Below are 16,925 nucleotides of genomic sequence, written 5' to 3' on the forward strand. Positions count from 1 at the left end.
TCCCTTCGGCTAAGTGAAACTCCCCAGTAGAACGGCCACCCCACGCGGGGCCAGGAGCACCGCTTCCGTCGGGTGGCCGGGATCGGTGAGCAGATCGGGCGCGGGCGAGGGCAGCGTGACCGTGACCGCCTCGGCGCCGTGGTTGAGCAGGAACAGGTACTGGCCGTCGGCACCGTGCCGGACCACGGCCTGCACGCCCTCGGGCAGGCCGGGCAGCACGGGCGCAACCCCGGCCGCGGCGGTGATCCGGTCGAACAACGCGCTCATCGTGGCCGCGTCGGGCCGGGTCGCGAGGTACCAGGCGACCCCTTCGCCGAAGGAGTTCCGCGTCACGGCCGGGCGGCCGGGGAGCTCCCCCGAGCCGAAGGTCGCGACCACGGCCGCGCCCTCGGTCTCCACCCACTCCGACCAGATGGTGGCGGAAGCCTTCTCGCGGGAAGCGCAGCCGAGCGAGAGCCCGATCGAGCCGCCCTCGGGCAGCGGCCAGAACTCGTCGACCCTCAGGCCCAGCACGTCCCGCAACGGCGCCGGGTACCCGCCCAGGTACGCGCGGTCGTTCTCGTCGACGATGCCGGAGAAGAACGACACCACCAGGTGCCCGCCACCGGCCACATAGGACCGAAGGTTCTCCGCGACGCCGGCGTCCATCAGGTACAGGTTCGGCACCACCACGAGCTTGTACCCGGACAGTTCCCGGGTCGGGCGCACGACGTCACACGTCACGTTGGCGTCGAAGAGCGGTGCGTAGTGGGCCAGGTGCGCGTCGAGCTGTCGCAGGTCGTCCGACGGGTGCGAGTCGAGCTCGAGGGCCCACCAGCTGTTCCAGTCGTGCAGGATCGCGACTTCGGCCCTCACCCGGCTGCCCGCGAGCTGCGGCACCGACGCCAGTTCACGGCCGAGGTCGGCCACCTCGCGGTACGTGCGCGTGTCCCGCCCGCCGTGCGGCACCATCGCGGAATGGAACTTCTCGGCGCCGCCGGCTGTCTGGCGCCACTGGAAGAACAGCACGGCGTCGGCGCCACGGGCCACGGCCTGCCAGCTGCCCAGCCGCATCGAGCCCGGTGGCTTGGGGCCGTTGCGCGTGCGCCAGTTCACCGCGCTCGGCGCCTGCTCCAGCAGCAGCCACGGCTGTCCGTCCTTGGTGGACCGCACGAGGTCGTACGCGAACGCCGCTTCGACGTGCCCGCGCGGATCGTAGGGGTCGGGATAGGAGTCGAGGCTCACCACGTCCTCGTGCGGCGTCCAGGAATGCCAGTCGAGCGCTTTCTGCACCAGACCGACGAAGTTCGTCGTCACCGGCACGTCCGGCGTCACCCGCGAGAGCACCTCGCGCTCGGTGAGGTAGCAGCCGAGCGACGCGTCGGAGGAGAAGCGGTGGTAGTCCAGCTGCTGCGCGGGGTTCGGGAACGTCGGCGCCACGCGCGGCGGCTCGATCTCGGCCCAGTCGTCGTACCGCTGCGACCAGAACGTGGTGCTCCAGGCCGCGTTGAGCGCCTCGACGCTCTGGTACCGCTCGCGCAGCCAGTCGCGGAACGCGGCGGCCGAGACCTCGCAGTAGCACGCGCGGATGTGGCAGCCGAACTCGTTGCCGATGTGCCACATCTTCAGCGCCGGGTGCCCGGCGTACCGCGTGGCCACCCGCTCCACCAGCCGCGCCGCGTGTTCGCGGTACACCGGGCTCGACGGGCAGAACTGCTGCCGCGCCCCCGCCGAAAGCCGCGTCCCGTCCACGCGCACGGGCAGGATTTCGGGATACCGGTGGGAGAGCCACGGCGGCGGTGACGCCGTCATGGTGGCCAGGCACGCGTCCACGCCACCCGCCGCGAGCTTGTCCAGCACCGTGTCGAACCAGCCGAAGTCGTACTCGCCCGGCCGCGGTTCCACCTGCGCCCACGAGAAGATCCCGACCGTGACCATCGAGACGGACGCCTCGGCCATGAGCGACAGGTCCTCGTCCCACACTTCGGGGGACCAGTGCTCCGGGTTGTAGTCGCCGCCGTAGTAGACGCGGTCCATCTAGAGCAGCCCCGCTTCGGCCAGCTTCTCCTTGATGCGCAGCAGTTCGTCGCCGTTGAGCGGCAGCTGCGGCGGCGCCATCACGGCGTTGTCGATGAACCCGCGCATCTTCATCGACGCCTTGAACGCACCCAGTGCCGCCGAGCCGCGCCCCATCCGGCTCGGCGGCGCGACGTCGGTGATGGTGAACAACGAGAGCAAGCGGTCCTGCTCGCGCCGCGCCGCGTGGGGGTTGCCGGAGCGGACGTGGTCGTAGATCAGCACGTAGCCGACCGGGTCGACGTTGCCGAGCCCGGGCACCGCGCCGTCCGCGCCCAGCGCGAGCGCGGAGTCCACGAGCAGCTCCGAGCCGGTGAACACGGCGAAGGTGTCGAGGCCGCGTTCGCGGCGCTCCTTGAGCACGAAGCGGAAGCCGGCCTCGTCGCCGCTGGAGTCCTTCAGACCGGCGATCACGCCGTCGGCCGCGAGGCTCAGCACGAGCTCGCGGTCGAGTTTCGTGTGCACGGCCACGGGGATGTCGTAGGCGAAGATCGGCAGCGCCGTCTTCTCGTGCAGGAGCCGGAAGTGGCGGTCGATCTCGGCCACGTGCGTGCGCGTGTAATACGGCGCGGTGACCACGATGGCGTCGGCGCCCGCCTCCTCGGCGGTCTTCACGTGTTCGGCCACGCGCAAGGTCGTCATGTCGATACAGCCGGCCAGCACCGGCACGCGGCCGGCGACCTGGTCCACGGCCGTCTCGATCGTCACGCGGCGCTGCGCGTCGGGCAGGAAGGCGACTTCGCTCGACGAGCCGAGCACGAAGATGCCGTGGACGCCGGCGTCGAGCTGGAACTCGACGTGGCGCCGCAGCGACTCGGTGTCCACGGTGAAGTCGTCGTTGAAGGGCGTGCACAGCGGGGGGATGATGCCGGCGAACTTCGTCGCGGTCATGAGGCGTTCACTCCGGTGGTGATCTCTGGGTGGATACAGCGGTAGCTGTGCCCCGCGGCCTCGGTGAGCGGCGGCAGGGCGAGCGCGCACACGTCGGTGGCCTTAGGGCAGCGGGTGTGGAACGCGCAGCCGCTCGGCGGCGCGGTCGCCGACGGCACGGGTCCACTGAGGACGATCGGTTCGACCGGGTGCAGCAGGCTCGGCGTCGCCGAGAACAGCGCCCGGGTGTACGGGTGCCGCGCGTCGCCCGGCAGGTCCTCGGCGGCCGCTTCTTCGACGATCCGCCCGAGGTACATCGTCACGATCCGGTCGCTCATGCGCCGCACGGTCTGGATGTCGTGCGACACGAAGACCATGGCGAGACCGAGCTTCTCGCGCAGGTCGATGAGGAGGTTGAGGATCTGCGCGCGCACCGACACGTCGAGCGCGGACGTCGGTTCGTCGGCCACGAGCAGCGCCGGCCGCAGGGCCAGCGCCCGCGCGATGGCCACGCGCTGGCGTTGGCCGCCCGAAAGCTGCGCCGGCAACGCGTCCGCGACGCTGCTCGGCAGCCCGACCAGGCCCATCAGCTCCCGTACGCGCTCGGCGCGTTCGGCGGGCGTGCCCACGTGGTGCACGTCGAGCGGGTCGCGCAGGATCTTCGCGACGGGCAGGCGCCGGTTGAGCGCGGTGGCCGGGTCCTGGAAGACCAATCCGACCTGCCGGCCGAGCTCGGCCGGGCGCATCCCCGACAGCGGTTTGCCGCCGTAGCGGACGGTGCCGTGTGTCGGTTTCTGCAGCCCGACGAGCACCTTGGCGAGCGTGGACTTGCCGCAGCCGGACTCGCCGACCACGCCCACCGTCTCGCCCGCGGCGATCTCCAGGTTCGCGTCGGTGAGCGCGTAGACGTTGTCGCGCCCGAACAGGCTCGCCGCGCGGACGCGGTGCACCACGTGCACGCCGTCGACTTCGACCAGCGTCATACCTGCGCTCCTTCCACGACGGCCGGGGTCGTGCGTTCGGCGGGGTAGTGGCAGGCGACGAGGTGGCCGTTCCCCTCGGGCTCGGGGGCCACCTCGAAGCAGTGGCCGCGCGCGGCCGGGCAGCGGTCGGCGAACCGGCACCCGGGCGGGAAGTCCGCCGGGGCGGGCACGACGCCCTTGATCTGGGTGAGCGTGGCCTCGTTCTCCTCCAGCGACAGCACGGCCGACAGCAGCCCGCGCGTGTAGTGGTGCCGCGGCGAGCCCACGACCTCGGCCGTCGAGCCCGTTTCGGCCACCTGCCCGCCGTACATCACGACCACGCGGTCAGCGACGTCGGAGACCAGCGCCAGGTCGTGCGACACCAGGATGAGCGCGAAGCCGAGCTCTTCCTGCAGGCGCAGCAACAGCTTGATGATCTGCGCCTGCACGGTCACGTCGAGCGCCGTGGTCGGCTCGTCGGCCACGATCAGCTGGGGGCTGCGCGACAGGGCCATGGCGATCAGCACCCGCTGGCGTTGCCCGCCGGACAGCTCGTGCGGGTAGGACCGCAGCGTGCGGCCGGGATCCAGGTTCACCAGCTCCAGCAGCTCCTGCGGCGTGCGCGTGCCGCCACGGCGGGTGAACTGCTTGAGCTGCGCGCGGATCGTCATCGCCGGGTTCAGGGAGCTCAGCGCGTCCTGGTAGATCATCGAGATGTCGTGGCCGAGGTGGCGCCGGCGCGGGCCCGCCTTCATGGTGAGCAGGTCCTCGCCCTCGAACAGGACTTCGCCTGAGAGCCGCGCGCCCGCCGGCTGCAGGCCCATGATCGACAGCGCGGTGAGCGACTTGCCGCAGCCCGACTCGCCGATCAGCCCCAGCACCTCGCCGGAACGCACGGTGAAGGACACGCCGTCGACCACGTTCACGCCGTTGTGGCGGTCGGGGAAGCTGATCGCGAGGTCCTTCACCTCCAGCACGGGCCTGCGCCCGGTGAGATCACGTGTCTTCGCCGCCAGTCGCTCCCCGGCTTCGAGCAGGCCCGCGAGCGGCAGCACCGGGGCGGTGTTCTCCGCGGCCTTCTCCGCCTCGATCTTCTTGGCGACCTCGCCGGCCTTCGTGTTGCGGGCCGAAGGCGCGGCCCACGCGTCGGAGATGCCTTCGGACAGGATGTTGAGCGCCAGCACCGTGATCAGGATCAGCAGGCCGGGGAACAGCGTGGCCCACCAGCCGCCCGTCAGCACGAGGTCCTTGCCGTCCGAGAGCACCGAGCCCCACGACGGGTTCGGCGGCTGGATGCCCGCGCCGATGAACGACAGCGACGCCTCGAACACGATCGCGTCGGCCACCGTCACCGTGCAGTACACGAGGATCGGCGCCGCGCAGTTGACCGCGACGTGCCTGGCGAGGATGAACAGCCGTTTCGCGCCGATCACGCGCTCGGCGTCCACGTAGTCCTCGCCGTACTGCGCCAGCACGTTGGCCCGCACCACCCGCGCGACCGGGGCCATGTTGAGGAACCCGATCGCGAGGATCAGCACGAGGATGCCGCGGCCGAACACCGCCACCAGCACCGCGGCGAGCGCGATGCCGGGGAACGCCATGATCACGTCCATCACGCGCATCACCACGGCGTCGGTCCTGCGCCCGGACGTCGCGGCGAACGAGCCGATCACCACGCCCGCGATGAGCGCGAGCACCGTGGCGCCGAGGCCGATCGCGAGCGACCAGCGCGTGCCGGCCACCAGCCGCGAGAAGATGTCGCGGCCCGACTGGTCGGTGCCGAACCAGTGCTCGGCGCTCGGGCCGCCGGTGTCGGTGCTGAGTGCGTCGGGATTGTGCGTGGCCAGCAGCGTGCCGAAGATCGCGACCAGCGCGAGCACCACGAGCAGGCCGAGCGCGAGCCACGACGTGGGCGGGAGTTTCCGGAACCGCACCCCGGGCCGCGAGAGTCGGTCGGTGAGGTTCGCGTGCAGGACGGGGCGCATCAGGCGTGGCTCCGCAGTCTCGGGTTGGCGATGAGGTAGAGCACGTCGACGATGAGGTTCACGAGCACGAAGCCCACGGCGATGGTGATCACGAAGCCCTGGACCTTCGCCGTGTCGCCGTCCTGCACGGCCTGGATCATGTTCTGGCCCATGCCGGGCAGCGCGAACATCGTCTCGATCACCACCGCGCCGCCGAGCAGGTAGCCGACGCGCAGGCCGAGCACGGTGAGCGGGTTGACCAGCGCGTTGCGCAGCACGTTGCGGCCCACCACGACCACGGGCGGCAGGCCGCCGCCGCGGGCCGTGCGCACGTAGTCCTTGTCCAGCTCCTCGACCATCGACGTGCGGATCACGCGCGTGAGCTGCGCGGCGACCGGCAGCGACAGCGAGATCGCCGGCAGCGTGAGCGAGTTGAGCCAGCCCGAGACCGAGTCGGCCGGGCTCACGTAACCGCTGGTGGGGAACAGGCCCTTGCCCACGGCGAGCCACTGCACGAGCAGCAGCGCGATCCAGAACGCCGGTGCCGCGACGCCCGCCAGCGTGACCACCCGGATCAGGTGGTCGGGCCAGCGACCGCGGAACAGCGCCGACGTTACGCCGAGCACGACCGAGAGCACGAGCGCGATCAGCAGTCCGAGCAGCGTGAGCTGCACGGTGAGCGGGAGCGCGGTGGCGATGGTCTGGCCCACCGGCTCCTTGGTGATCACACTGGTGCCGAAGTCGCCTTGCAGCAGGTGCCACACGAAGTGCACGTACTGCAGGGGCAGGGGATCGAGCAGCCCGTTGGCCTGGCGGAACTGGTCGAGCTGCGCCTCGGTCGCGTTCGCCCCGTTGAACGCGGCGAGCGCCGGGTCCACGGGGGAGAACTGCATCACGATGAACACGAACAGGATCACGCCGAGCAGCAGCGGGATCAGGGCGAGGATGCGAGAGGCCAGCATCCGCACGACGACGATCACGGTGGGTGGTCCTCCCGCGTCAGACCGGCTTGGCCTGGTTGAGGTAGATGCCGGGGTAGCCCTGCGCGCGCACGCCGGTGATCGCCGTCGGGTCCCACGCCGTGCCGAGCTGGGTGAACACGATCGGGTAGATCACGGCCTGCTCGGAGATCAGGTCCAATAGCTGCTTGTACAGCCCGTTGCGCTTGGTCTCGTCCGGCTCCGCGGCCGCCTGGTCCTGCAGCCCGAGCAGGGCCTCGGTGTCGGCGTTGTTCCAGCGCGCGTACTTCGTCATCATCAGCGACTGCGCGTCGTAGTAGTAGCGGATGAGCAGGTCGGGGTCGTTGCCGAACTGCATCGGGTTGTTCGTGGTGGACACGACCTGGAAGTCGTTGCCGTTGTCCAGCTTGGAGAACAGCGCTTTGGTGTCCTGGGAGTCCAAAGTGGTCTCGACGCCGATCGCGTCCCAGCCCTCCTTGATCACCTTCACGCAGTCGAGCACGAGCGAGGTGTTGGTGGTGGACAAGGAGATCTTCAGGTTGCCGACGCCGGCCTCGGCCAGCAGCTGCTTGGCCTTCGCCGGGTCGTAGGCGAAGCTCTGCGACGCCGGCTGCGACTGCGGCAGCTTCGGGTTGATGAACGACGTGCCCGCGGTACCGGTGCCGCGCAGGCCGATGTCGATCATCTTCTTCTTGTCGATGGCGTAGTGCAGCGCCTGGCGCACGCGCTTGTCGCCGAAGGGTGCGTGGGCGGTGTTGAACATCAGGTACAGGTTGTTGCCGCCGTCGGCGAACTCGACGGTGCGCCCGGCCTTGCGCAGCTGGTCGGCGTTGGCGGCGGGGATGTTCTCCACGATCTGCGCATCGGGCTTCGCGCCGGAGATCGCGGCCACGCGCGGGGCGGAGTCCACAATGGACTTCCACAGCATCTTCTGGTACGCGGCGGGGCGGGGGCCGTTGTAGTCGGCGAACTTCTCGAACGAGGTGTGCGACAGCGGCGCCTGCTCGGTGACCTCGTACGGGCCGGAACCCACGACCTTGCCGCCGACGGCGAGCGGCCAGTTGTTCTCGTACACGTGCTTCGGGAGGATCTTGCAGATCTGGATCCGCTGCAGCGCGTACGGGAAGGGGAACTTCAGCACGAACTCGACGGTGTGGTCGTCGACCTTCCTGACTTCTTTCAGCCACTGGGCGAAGAAGCTGTGGATCAGCACGTTCTCCTTCGCGTCCAGGGCGCGGGCGTAGGTGAACACCACGTCGTCGGCGGTCACGGGCTGCCCGTCGTGCCACTTGGCACCGTCTCGCAGCTCGAACTTGATGCTGGTGCCGCTCACGTCGGCCGGCAGCGCCTTCGCCAGGCCGGGGAACGGGGCGCGCGTGACGGGGTCGCCTTCGACGAGCGATTCGTAGCTGTGCAGGATGGCGGCCATGGAGAACGCCGAGGCGGTCTGCAACGGGTCCCAGGACTGGTTGTTGCCGTAGCCGATCACTGCGGTGAGGGAGTCGGTGGAGCTGCCCGTCTTGTTCGTCGACGCGGGGCCGCCGCACGCGGCCAGCGTCGAGGAGAAGGCGGCGGTGGCGCCCACGAGGCCCGCGTAGCGCAGCAGCGTGCGCCGGTCGAACGTGGGGCCGGTCCCCATGGCGGTTCGGGACATCGATGTCTCCTGACTGTGTGTTTCGCCCACCAGAAGTCATGAGAAGTAGGACGTGGGACGTCCTATGACTTCGCCGAACCCTAGAACTCCACCGGGTACCGGTCAAGGGGACGGCGCGATTTCGCCACCGGGCCGGGATCTGCCGGGGATTCGACGAGGTATGACGTAGGATGTCCTCCGATGGCGACGTGCCAGCGAACGAAAGAAACATCCGGGGAGACTGTTTTGGCGCGCCCGCAACGCAGTGAAGAGATCACCAAACGGATCATCGACCTGATCATCGACCGCGACCTCCCGCCGGGCGCGCCGATGCCCACGGAACTCAGCCTGATGGAAGACATCGGGGTGAGCCGCAACTCGATCCGGGAGGCGATCAAGGCACTGCAGGCGCTCGGCATCGTCGAGATCCGCCACGGCTACGGCACCTTCGTCGGCTCGGCCGGCTCCGAGGCCCTGCAGACGTGGCTGCTGTTCCGCACGCGCACCCGCGGCGCCAGCGACGCCGGGCGCCTGCGCGACCTGCTCGAGGTCCGCGAGATGATCGAGACGGAGCTGACCCGGCGGGTCGCGTCGGAGCACCGCCCCGAGCTGATCGCCGAACTGGAGGCCTGCGTCGCGCGGATGCGCCGCAAAGGGCCGGATGCCGCGGTCGCCGACCGGGAGTTCCACGACCTCATCTGCGCGGAAGCGGGCTTCGACCTGGCGCGCGAGCTCACGGGGCTGTTCTGGGACGTCTACCGCGCGGCCGAGGGCGAGCTCGGCGGGCCGGTCTCCTCGGCGGCGAGCACGGCGAAGCGGCACCAGGTGATCGTCGACGCCCTGGTCTCGCGCGACGGCGACGCCGCGGCGGAGGCCGTGCACCGGCACTTCGACGAGGTGCGCAAGCGCGCGAAGGCCGGCCGTTACGGCGGCTTCGGCGAGGCGCGGCCGGTCGAGGCCGATTCCGCGGCGACGACTTCGTAGCGCGGTTCTCCGCGTTGCCGGAACGGCAAGGTTTCGTGCCGGATCGGCGATGAGGTGGCCAGACCGGGCGCCGAGGGAACTGATCGACGGTGCGACCGGGCGTTGATCGGTTCGTAGACTGGGCGGCCCACGAGGAGGTGCGCCCTGGACGCAGTCGAGGTCGAGATGCTGCCGCGGTCCGCCGCGGCCGACGAGGTGCCGGCGGCCGAGGTGGCCACCCTGGTGAACGCCGTCTACGCGACCGCCGAGGCCGGTCTGTGGGCGGGCGACGCGGACCGGACGAGCGCGGCCGAGGTGGCGGGGCTCGTCGCGGCCGGCGAGATCGCCGTGGCGCGCCAGGCGGGCCGCGTGGTCGGCTGCGTGCGCGTGCGGACGGTTGCCGACGGCGTGGGCGAGTTCGGCCTGCTGGCCGCCGCGCCGCAGCTGCAGGGCGCGGGCATCGGGCGTGAACTGGTGCGGTTCGCCGAGGATCGCTGCCGTGCGCTGGGCCGGCGGCGGATGCAGCTCGAGCTGCTGGTGCCGCGGTCGTTCACGCACCCGTCGAAGGAGTTCCTCGCCGCCTGGTACACGCGGCTGGGCTACCGCCTCGAGGAGAAGTCGACGATCGAGGAGGCCTACCCGCACCTCGCGCCGCTGCTGGCGACGGAGTGCGATTTCCTCGTCTACCGCAAGGACCTCTGACCGCCGGGTCGCGACACGGTGTGTGGCCTTCCGGACACATCTCGTTAGGTGCGGGTACACGAGGATGTGGTGCGTGCGTAACGTCCGGTGATCATGGATCGTCGATTGCACTTCGTGGGGGTGCTGCCGCGGTTCGCGGACGCGCAAGAGGCGTTTCGGTGGCAGCGCGGCGAGCTCGCGGGGCAGCTGCGCCGGATCAGCGGCGGTGAGACGGGCAAGCGCCTGCAGTGGTTCGTGCCCGTGGTCAAGGAGCTCAAGAGTTCCGGCGCAGTGCGGTGGTCAAGGACGGCGACTGGACCGGCTACGACGACACCGACCGCCTCGTGGCCCGGCGGCTCGAGCCCGGGCAGATTCCGCCAGCACATCGCGGACGACGCGCTGGCGGAATTCGAGCTGTTGCGTGCTTCCGGCACGCCCGCGACGGCGGAGGAGCCGTTGCAGGTGGGCGTGCCGGGGTACCTCGACCGCGCCCCCGCCACTGCGCCGGCTGGTCGCCGGGCTGATGGCGTTCCTGGTGACCCGCCAGGCGGCCCGGGCGCCGGAGGGCACGCGGTTCGGCGTGCACCTGTGCTTCGGCGACCTCGGCCACCGCGCGCTGCGACAGCCTCGCTCTGCCGCGCCGATGGTGGCTCTCGCCAACGCGGTGGTGCGGCGCCGGCCCGCCGGCCGTCCGCTGGACTTCGTGCACCTGCCGATGTTCGGCGGTGATGAGCCGCCGCCGACCTCCGCCGCGTTCTACGCGCGGCTGCGCCGCCCTGCGTCCGGGATCGCCGTCGTCGTCGCGGGGATCGCCCACGAGCGGCAGGACGAGCGGGCCCAGCTGACGGTGCGCGACCACGTCGAGACGGCACGGGGCCGCCGGTGGACGTCGCCACGTCGTGCGGCCTGGGACGGCACTCGCCCGCGGAGGCGGAGGGCGCGGTGATCCGGATGCGGTCGTTGCTGTGAGGGTGTGACGACGCGTCCGTCCGGGGTACTGAGGACGTGTGACGACACGACTGGACTGGGTCGGCCTGCTGCGCCACGGGCAGAGCACCGGCAACGTCGCGCGCGAGGCCGCCGAGGCCGCGGGCCGCGAGGTCATCGACATCGCCGAGCGCGACGCCGACGTGCCGCTGAGCGAGCTGGGCCTGCGCCAGGCGCAGGCGGCGGGGGAGCGGCTCGCGGGTGAGCCGCCGCAGCTCGTGGTGGCCTCGCCCTACCGGCGCGCCGTGGACACGGCCCGCGTCGCCCTCGACGTGGCCGCCGCCCGAGGCGTGGAGGTCCCCGGCGGCCTGCGTGCCGACGAGCGCCTGCGCGACCGCGAACTGGGCGTCCTCGACCTGCTCACCAGTCGCGGCGTCGCCGAACGCTGGCCGGACGAACTGCGCCGCAAACAGCGCCTCGGCAAGTTCTACTACCGCCCACCCGGCGGCGAGTCCTGGGCCGACGTCGTGCTGCGCCTTCGCTCGCTGCTCGCGGACCTGAGCGCCGAGACGCCGGGCCTGCGCGTGCTGTTCGTGGCGCACGAGGTGACGGTGTTCGCGCTGCGCTACGTGCTGGAAGGCGTGCCCGAGCCGGACCTCCTGGCCGCGGCCGCCCGCACCGACATCCCCAACGCGTCGATCAGCGTCTGGGAACGCGGCCAAGACGGCGGCTTCCGGATGACGGCGGCGCAGGACGTCGGGCACCTCGTCGACGTGCCGCTGGTGTGAGCGTCACGCCGAGCGACGCTCAGCGGGCGTGAGCCCGGCGCGGGATGATGGCACACCAAGATCATCGGCACCGGAAGGGAAACCATGAAGCTCGACCTCGACGGCAGGACGGCGCTCGTCACCGGGTCCACGCAGGGGATCGGCGCGGCGATCGCCGCGGGGCTCGCGAAGGCGGGTGCGCGCGTGGTGGTGAACGGGCGCGGCGACGCGGGCGTCGCGCAGGCGATCGGGGAGCTCGAGAACCAGGTGCCGGGGGGCGAGTTCGTGGCCGGGGCCGGCGACGTGACCACCGACGAAGGCGCGCGCCAAGTCCTCGACCGTGCGGGGCGCGTCGACGTCCTCGTGAACAACCTCGGCATCTTCGGCGCGCAGGAGCCGCTGGAGATCACCGACGACGAGTGGCGGCGCTACTTCGAGGTCAACGTGCTCGCGGCCGTGCGGCTGACGCGCCTGACGCTGCCCGCGATGACCGAGCAGGGCTGGGGCCGCGTGCTCAACATCGCGAGCGACTCGGCCGTCGTGATCCCAGCCGAGATGATCCACTACGGCATGTCGAAGACGGCGCTGCTGGGCGTGTCGCGCGGCTTCGCCAAAGCGGCGGCGGGGACGGGCGTCACGGTCAACTCCGTGATCGCCGGTCCCACGCACACCGGAGGCGTCGAGGACTTCGTTTACCAGCTCGTGGACAAGAACCTGCCGTGGGAGCAGGCGCAACGGGAGTTCATGAAGACCCACCGCCCCCAGTCGTTGCTGCAGCGGCTGATCGAGCCGGAGGAGATCGCGAACCTCGTGGTATACCTGAGCTCACCGCTCGCCTCCGCCACCACCGGCGGCGCCCTCCGCGTCGACGGCGGCTACGTCGACTCGATCCTTCCGTAAGGCCCCGTCAGCGAAGGCCCCGTCAGCGCCCTCGGGGCTCACCGAGCCGGTCGCGCACCTGGCGCTCGACGAGCACAGGCAGGAAGCTGCGCACGCCGGCGTCGTCGAAGTGCTGCCGCTGTGCGGTGATCGTGCGGTTGATCTCGGGTTCGCGCGCGCTGCCGTACTCGTCGACGAGCCGTGACTTCAGCGCGGAGAAGCTCTCCTCTTCGCCCTTCACCATCAAGTCGTCCATGCCCTGGTGGGTCATCGCGTCCCTTTCCGTGGTTTCGGCCCTTCATGCCTGCTGCCCGCCACGGGCCCTCCTCAAACGGCGGGCGAACGTGTGCACCTGTCGCAAACGCCTGGTGTCAATTTCGACCACCTGGTAGAAATTCAGGCGACGCGGCGCCCCGGGCGCCGAACCGCGAAGCCAAGGAGCTGGAATGGGCAAGCCTTCCGTGCAGCTGTACTCGGTCCGCGACGCGTTCGCGGCCGACCCGGCGGACACCCTGCGGCGCCTCGCCGCGATCGGGTTCACCCAGGTCGAGCCGTACGGCGTCGTCGAGAACGTGGCCGCGCTCGGCGCCGGTCTGCCGGCCAACGGGCTGACCGCCCCGACGGCCCACGCGAAGCTCATCGGCGAGGACCAGCACGCCGTGTTCGCCGCGGCGAAGCAGCTCGGCATCGCCGTGGTCATCGACCCGCTCGTGAAGCCCGAGCAGTGGCAGAACGCCGCGGACATCACGGCCACCGCGGAAGCGCTCAACGCCGCCGCGAAGGTCGCCGAGGAGCACGGCGTGCAGGTCGGCTACCACAACCACTGGTGGGAGCTGGAGTCCCGGATCGACGGCCGCCACGCGTTCGAGGTGTTCGCCGACCAGCTCGACCCGGCCGTCGCGCTGGAGGTCGATGCCTACTGGGCCACGGCGGGCGGGGCGAACGCGCCCGAGCTGCTCACCCGGCTCGGCTCCCGGGTGCACGCCATCCACGTGAAGGACGGTGCGCTCGCCACCGACGCGTCCGGTCAGGTCCCGGCGGGCCAGGGCAGCGTCCCGCTCCCCGAGGTTCTCGCCGCGGCGCCCGACGCGTTGCGCGTGGTGGAGTTCGACCGCTACGACGGCGACATCTTCGAAGGTATCGCCGCCAGCTTCGCCTACCTCACCGAGGGCGCGAAGTGACCAGCGGCCCCGTCGGCGTCGGCCTGATCGGCGCGGGGGTCATCAGCGACACTTACCTCGAGAACCTCACGGGCTTCCCCGACGTGCGGGTGCTCTCCGTCGCCGACCTCGATGTGGCCCGTGCGCAGGCGCAGGCGGCGAAACACGGTGTGCCGCACGGGGAAACCGTCGCGGAGCTGCTGGCGAACCCGGAGATCGAGCTGGTCGTGAACCTCACGATCCCGGCCGCGCACGTCGAGGTCGGCCTCGCGGCGCTGGAGGCGGGCAAGAGCGTGTGGGCGGAGAAGCCGCTCGCGCTCGACCGCCAGACGGGCCGCAAACTGCTCGATCGCGCGCGGGAGAAGGGTTTGCGCGTGGCGAGCGCGCCGGACACCGTGCTCGGCGCCGGCCCGCAGACGGCACGGCGCGCGATCGAGGCCGGCCGCATCGGCGAACCGTGCACGGCGCTGGCGCTGTTCCAGACGCCGGGACCGGAGAGCTGGCACCCGGCGCCGGAGTTCCTGTTCCAGCACGGCGGCGGCCCACTGCTGGACATGGGGCCGTACTACCTCACGGAGCTCGTGCAGCTGTTCGGCCCGATCCGCAAGGTGACCGGCGCCGGCGGCCGTGCGCGGGACACGCGCGTGATCGGCTCGGGTCCGCGCGCCGGCACGGAGTTCGCGGTGACCGTGCCGACCACGGTGACCGCGCTCGTCGAGTTCACCCGCGGCGGCAGCGCGCAGATCGTGCTGAGCTTCGACTCCGCCTTGGCTCGCACGGGTTTCGTCGAGGTGTCGGGTGCGCTCGGCACCGCGGTACTGCCGGACCCGAACCGCTTCGACGGCCCGACGAAGCTGCACCTGCTGGGTGCCGCCGAGCCGGAAGAGCTTGCGCCGCAAGGACACGCCGCCTCGCGCGGCACGGGCGCGCTGGAGCTCGCCCGCGCGATCCGGGCCGGGGTGCCGGAACGCGCGTCGGGGGAGCTGGCCTACCACGTGCTCGACGCGATGCTCGCCATCGACGAGTCGATCACGCGCGGCCAGTCCGTGGAGGTGGCCAGCACCGTCGAGGTCCCGCCCGCCCTGCCGGACGGCTGGGACCCCTACGCCCGCACGCTCTAGCTGTACTCGGCCGGGACGTTGGTGACGCGCGGGCGTGTTGGTCGTTGACGTAGCGAAGACCTCCGGATGCGGTGGAGATAGCTGTCTTCACCAGTCCGGAGGTCTTCATGGCCCACCGTAACGCCCGCCTAACTCTGCATGGCCGACTACTCCTGATCGACCGTGTGTGTCGCCAGCGACGGCCGGTATCACACGTCGCCAAAGAGCTCGGGATCTCCCGGCAATGCGCCCACCGCTGGATCGCCCGCTTCCACGCCACCGGTGAGCCCGCCGACCTGCACGACCGTTCATCACGGCCACACCACTCGCCCAACCAGACCCCTGCCACGGTCGAGGCCCGCGTCGTCCGGGCGCGTCACGAACACCGCCGCGGCCAGGACTGGCTCGGCCCCGAGCTCGGCATCCCCGCCCGCACCATCTCCCGCATCCTGCGCCGCCACCACCTGCCCTACCTGCGGGAATGCGATCCACTGACCGGACAGATCATCCGCGCCTCCACAACCACCGCCATCCGCTACGAACGCGACCGGCCCGGCGAACTGGTCCACATGGACGTCAAAAAAGTCGGCCGCATCCACGACGGCGGCGGCTGGAAAGCCCACGGACGCGAACACGGCCAAAGCGGTGCGCAGAAGCGCGCCAGAATCGGATTCGACTACATCCACTCCATGGTCGATGACCACACCCGCCTGGCCTACTCCGAGATCCTGCCCGACGAGAAGGGCCCGACCTGCGCCGGCTTCCTGCGCCGGGCCGCCAGCTACTTCGCCGAGCGCGGGATCGCCCGGATCGAGCGGGTCATGACCGACAACCACTTCAGCTACAAGCGTTCCCACGACGTTCGCGACGTGATCACCGTGCTCGGGGCCCGGCACGTATTCATCAGGCCCCACTGCCCCTGGCAGAACGGGAAAGTCGAGCGCTACAACCGCACCCTGCAAACCGAATGGGCCTACGCCCGAGTCTTCCTCAGCAACGGCGAACGCGCCGCCGCGCTGGACCCCTGGCTCGAGTTCTACAACACTCGACGCCGTCATACCGCACTCGGAGGTCAGCCACCGGTCAGTCGCCTATGACTGTCACCAACCTCATGACCGAGTACATCTAGCGGGCCGGCGGTCCGTGAAGGGCACTTCGGGGGAGGTGCCCTTCACGGACCATGGTCAGTCCTCGAGGGGCACGGTCAGCAAGGTGCGCAGGTAGAACCGCAAGGAGCCGACGAGGTCGACGTCGCCGGGGGTGGTGAGCCATTGGACCTGCAGCCCGTCCATGAGCGCGATGAACGTGAGCGCCGCGAAGTCCGGGTCCACGCCCTCGCGCAGCTCGCCCGTCGTGGCCAGCAGCCGGAACGAGCCGATCACGCTTTCGCGCGCCTGCCGGTAGTGCTCCACGAAGTACTCGTGCGCCGGGTGGTCGGGCGCCACGGCCTCGGCCGCCAGCCGCGAGTACAGGTCGACGATCCCAGGGTGGCGCACGTTGTGCTCGGCCAGCGCGACGAAGTGCCGCAGCACCTCCAGCCCGGGCGGCACGGTCAGCTGCTCGCGCTCGGAGTCCTCGGCGTCACGCCGTTCGAGCACGGCGGCGAGCAGCGCTTCCTTGGTGGGGAAGTAGTACAACAGCCCGGCATGGCTGATGCCGACACGCTTGGCGATCTCCCGCAGCGACGAACCGTGGTAGCCGGCCTCGCCGTATACCACCGCAGCCGCGGAAATGATGTCCTCGCGGCGGATCCGGCCCTTCAGGTAACCCCCGGTCACGGGAGCGTGCTCGGTTCGGCGGCGTGCATCCTCCAATTCTGCCCTGTGTCTTTGGCCTCGGCTCCGCCGAGGCGTGCGAGATCGCTGTGTCTTTGGCCCCGGCTCCGCCGGGGCGTGCGAGATCGCTGTGTCTTTGGCCCCGGCTCCGCCGGGGCGTGCGAGATCGCCTTTGAGCCGGCTTCCGGATGGGGCGGTCGGATCGGCCGGGGGCCGATCGCACCGCCCCA

General features: G+C 70.7%; 16 protein-coding genes. 8 read left to right on the forward strand and 8 right to left on the reverse strand.

Annotation, left to right across the window (positions count from 1 at the left end; all coding sequences use genetic code 11):
• Positions 1-9: 9 nt before the first annotated feature.
• From AB0383_RS44765 to AB0383_RS44790, 6 genes are read right to left on the reverse strand one after another with little or no spacing between them, the layout of a single operon-like run.
• Entirely contained in the window at positions 10-2,016 is a 2,007-nt protein-coding gene (locus tag AB0383_RS44765) for a beta-galactosidase (RefSeq protein ID WP_366190456.1), read from the reverse strand.
• Positions 2,017-2,946, reverse strand: coding sequence for a dihydrodipicolinate synthase family protein (locus tag AB0383_RS44770; protein WP_364185433.1), 930 nt, complete (start codon positions 2,944-2,946; stop codon positions 2,017-2,019).
• Positions 2,943-3,908: an ABC transporter ATP-binding protein gene (locus AB0383_RS44775; RefSeq protein WP_366190457.1), complete on the reverse strand. Its 966-nt coding sequence runs from the start codon at positions 3,906-3,908 to the stop codon at positions 2,943-2,945. The genes AB0383_RS44770 and AB0383_RS44775 overlap by 4 nt, the downstream gene beginning before the upstream one ends.
• Positions 3,905-5,872 (reverse strand): dipeptide/oligopeptide/nickel ABC transporter permease/ATP-binding protein, encoded by a 1,968-nt coding sequence (locus AB0383_RS44780; RefSeq protein WP_366190458.1) that lies wholly within the window; start codon positions 5,870-5,872, stop codon positions 3,905-3,907. The genes AB0383_RS44775 and AB0383_RS44780 overlap by 4 nt, the downstream gene beginning before the upstream one ends.
• On the reverse strand, positions 5,872-6,831 hold the full coding sequence (locus AB0383_RS44785) for an ABC transporter permease (protein WP_364185437.1): 960 nt from the start codon (positions 6,829-6,831) through the stop codon (positions 5,872-5,874). The genes AB0383_RS44780 and AB0383_RS44785 overlap by 1 nt, the downstream gene beginning before the upstream one ends.
• Before the next feature lie 19 nt (positions 6,832-6,850).
• On the reverse strand, positions 6,851-8,464 hold the full coding sequence (locus AB0383_RS44790; protein ID WP_366190459.1) for an ABC transporter substrate-binding protein: 1,614 nt from the start codon (positions 8,462-8,464) through the stop codon (positions 6,851-6,853).
• A 225-nt stretch (positions 8,465-8,689) separates the two neighbouring features.
• Here AB0383_RS44790 and AB0383_RS44795 point away from each other — a divergent pair, with 225 nt between their 5' ends.
• The 5 genes from AB0383_RS44795 (at position 8,690) to AB0383_RS44815 (ending at position 12,681) form a co-directional block, all read left to right on the forward strand.
• A complete protein-coding gene (locus AB0383_RS44795; RefSeq protein WP_366190460.1) occupies positions 8,690-9,427 on the forward strand; it encodes a FadR/GntR family transcriptional regulator in 738 nt (245 codons plus the stop codon).
• 165 nt (positions 9,428-9,592) lie between these two features.
• Complete coding sequence (locus AB0383_RS44800) at positions 9,593-10,108, forward strand: GNAT family N-acetyltransferase (protein WP_366190461.1); 516 nt, start codon at positions 9,593-9,595, stop codon at positions 10,106-10,108.
• Between the two features lie 502 nt (positions 10,109-10,610).
• Positions 10,611-11,033, forward strand: coding sequence for a hypothetical protein (locus AB0383_RS44805; protein ID WP_366190463.1), 423 nt, complete (start codon positions 10,611-10,613; stop codon positions 11,031-11,033).
• 61 nt (positions 11,034-11,094) lie between these two features.
• Entirely contained in the window at positions 11,095-11,802 is a 708-nt protein-coding gene (locus tag AB0383_RS44810) for a histidine phosphatase family protein (RefSeq protein WP_366190465.1), read from the forward strand.
• Positions 11,803-11,886: 84 nt separating this feature from the next.
• The gene (locus AB0383_RS44815) at positions 11,887-12,681 is read left to right on the forward strand and encodes an SDR family oxidoreductase (protein ID WP_366190467.1); all 795 of its coding nucleotides are present in this window, start codon (positions 11,887-11,889) and stop codon (positions 12,679-12,681) included.
• Positions 12,682-12,703: 22 nt separating this feature from the next.
• Here the strand turns inward: AB0383_RS44815 and AB0383_RS44820 are convergent, their stop codons facing one another.
• On the reverse strand, positions 12,704-12,931 hold the full coding sequence (locus AB0383_RS44820) for a three-helix bundle dimerization domain-containing protein (protein WP_220238994.1): 228 nt from the start codon (positions 12,929-12,931) through the stop codon (positions 12,704-12,706).
• Positions 12,932-13,106: 175 nt separating this feature from the next.
• Between AB0383_RS44820 and AB0383_RS44825 the strand changes: the two genes are divergently transcribed.
• From AB0383_RS44825 to AB0383_RS44835, 3 genes are all read left to right on the forward strand, one after another.
• A complete protein-coding gene (locus AB0383_RS44825; protein WP_366190469.1) occupies positions 13,107-13,841 on the forward strand; it encodes a TIM barrel protein in 735 nt (244 codons plus the stop codon).
• Positions 13,838-14,941: a Gfo/Idh/MocA family oxidoreductase gene (locus AB0383_RS44830; protein ID WP_366190471.1), complete on the forward strand. Its 1,104-nt coding sequence runs from the start codon at positions 13,838-13,840 to the stop codon at positions 14,939-14,941. Before AB0383_RS44825 ends, AB0383_RS44830 begins: the two co-directional genes overlap by 4 nt.
• A 107-nt stretch (positions 14,942-15,048) precedes the next feature.
• The gene (locus AB0383_RS44835; RefSeq protein ID WP_366190473.1) at positions 15,049-16,017 is read left to right on the forward strand and encodes an IS481 family transposase; all 969 of its coding nucleotides are present in this window, start codon (positions 15,049-15,051) and stop codon (positions 16,015-16,017) included.
• Positions 16,018-16,104: 87 nt separating this feature from the next.
• Here the strand turns inward: AB0383_RS44835 and AB0383_RS44840 are convergent, their stop codons facing one another.
• Entirely contained in the window at positions 16,105-16,698 is a 594-nt protein-coding gene (locus AB0383_RS44840) for a TetR/AcrR family transcriptional regulator (protein WP_360592529.1), read from the reverse strand.
• Between the last annotated feature and the right edge of the window lie 227 nt (positions 16,699-16,925).

The organism is Amycolatopsis sp. NPDC051373 (genome assembly GCF_040689465.1).
In the GTDB taxonomy this organism is placed as follows: Bacteria; Actinomycetota; Actinomycetes; order Mycobacteriales; family Pseudonocardiaceae; genus Amycolatopsis.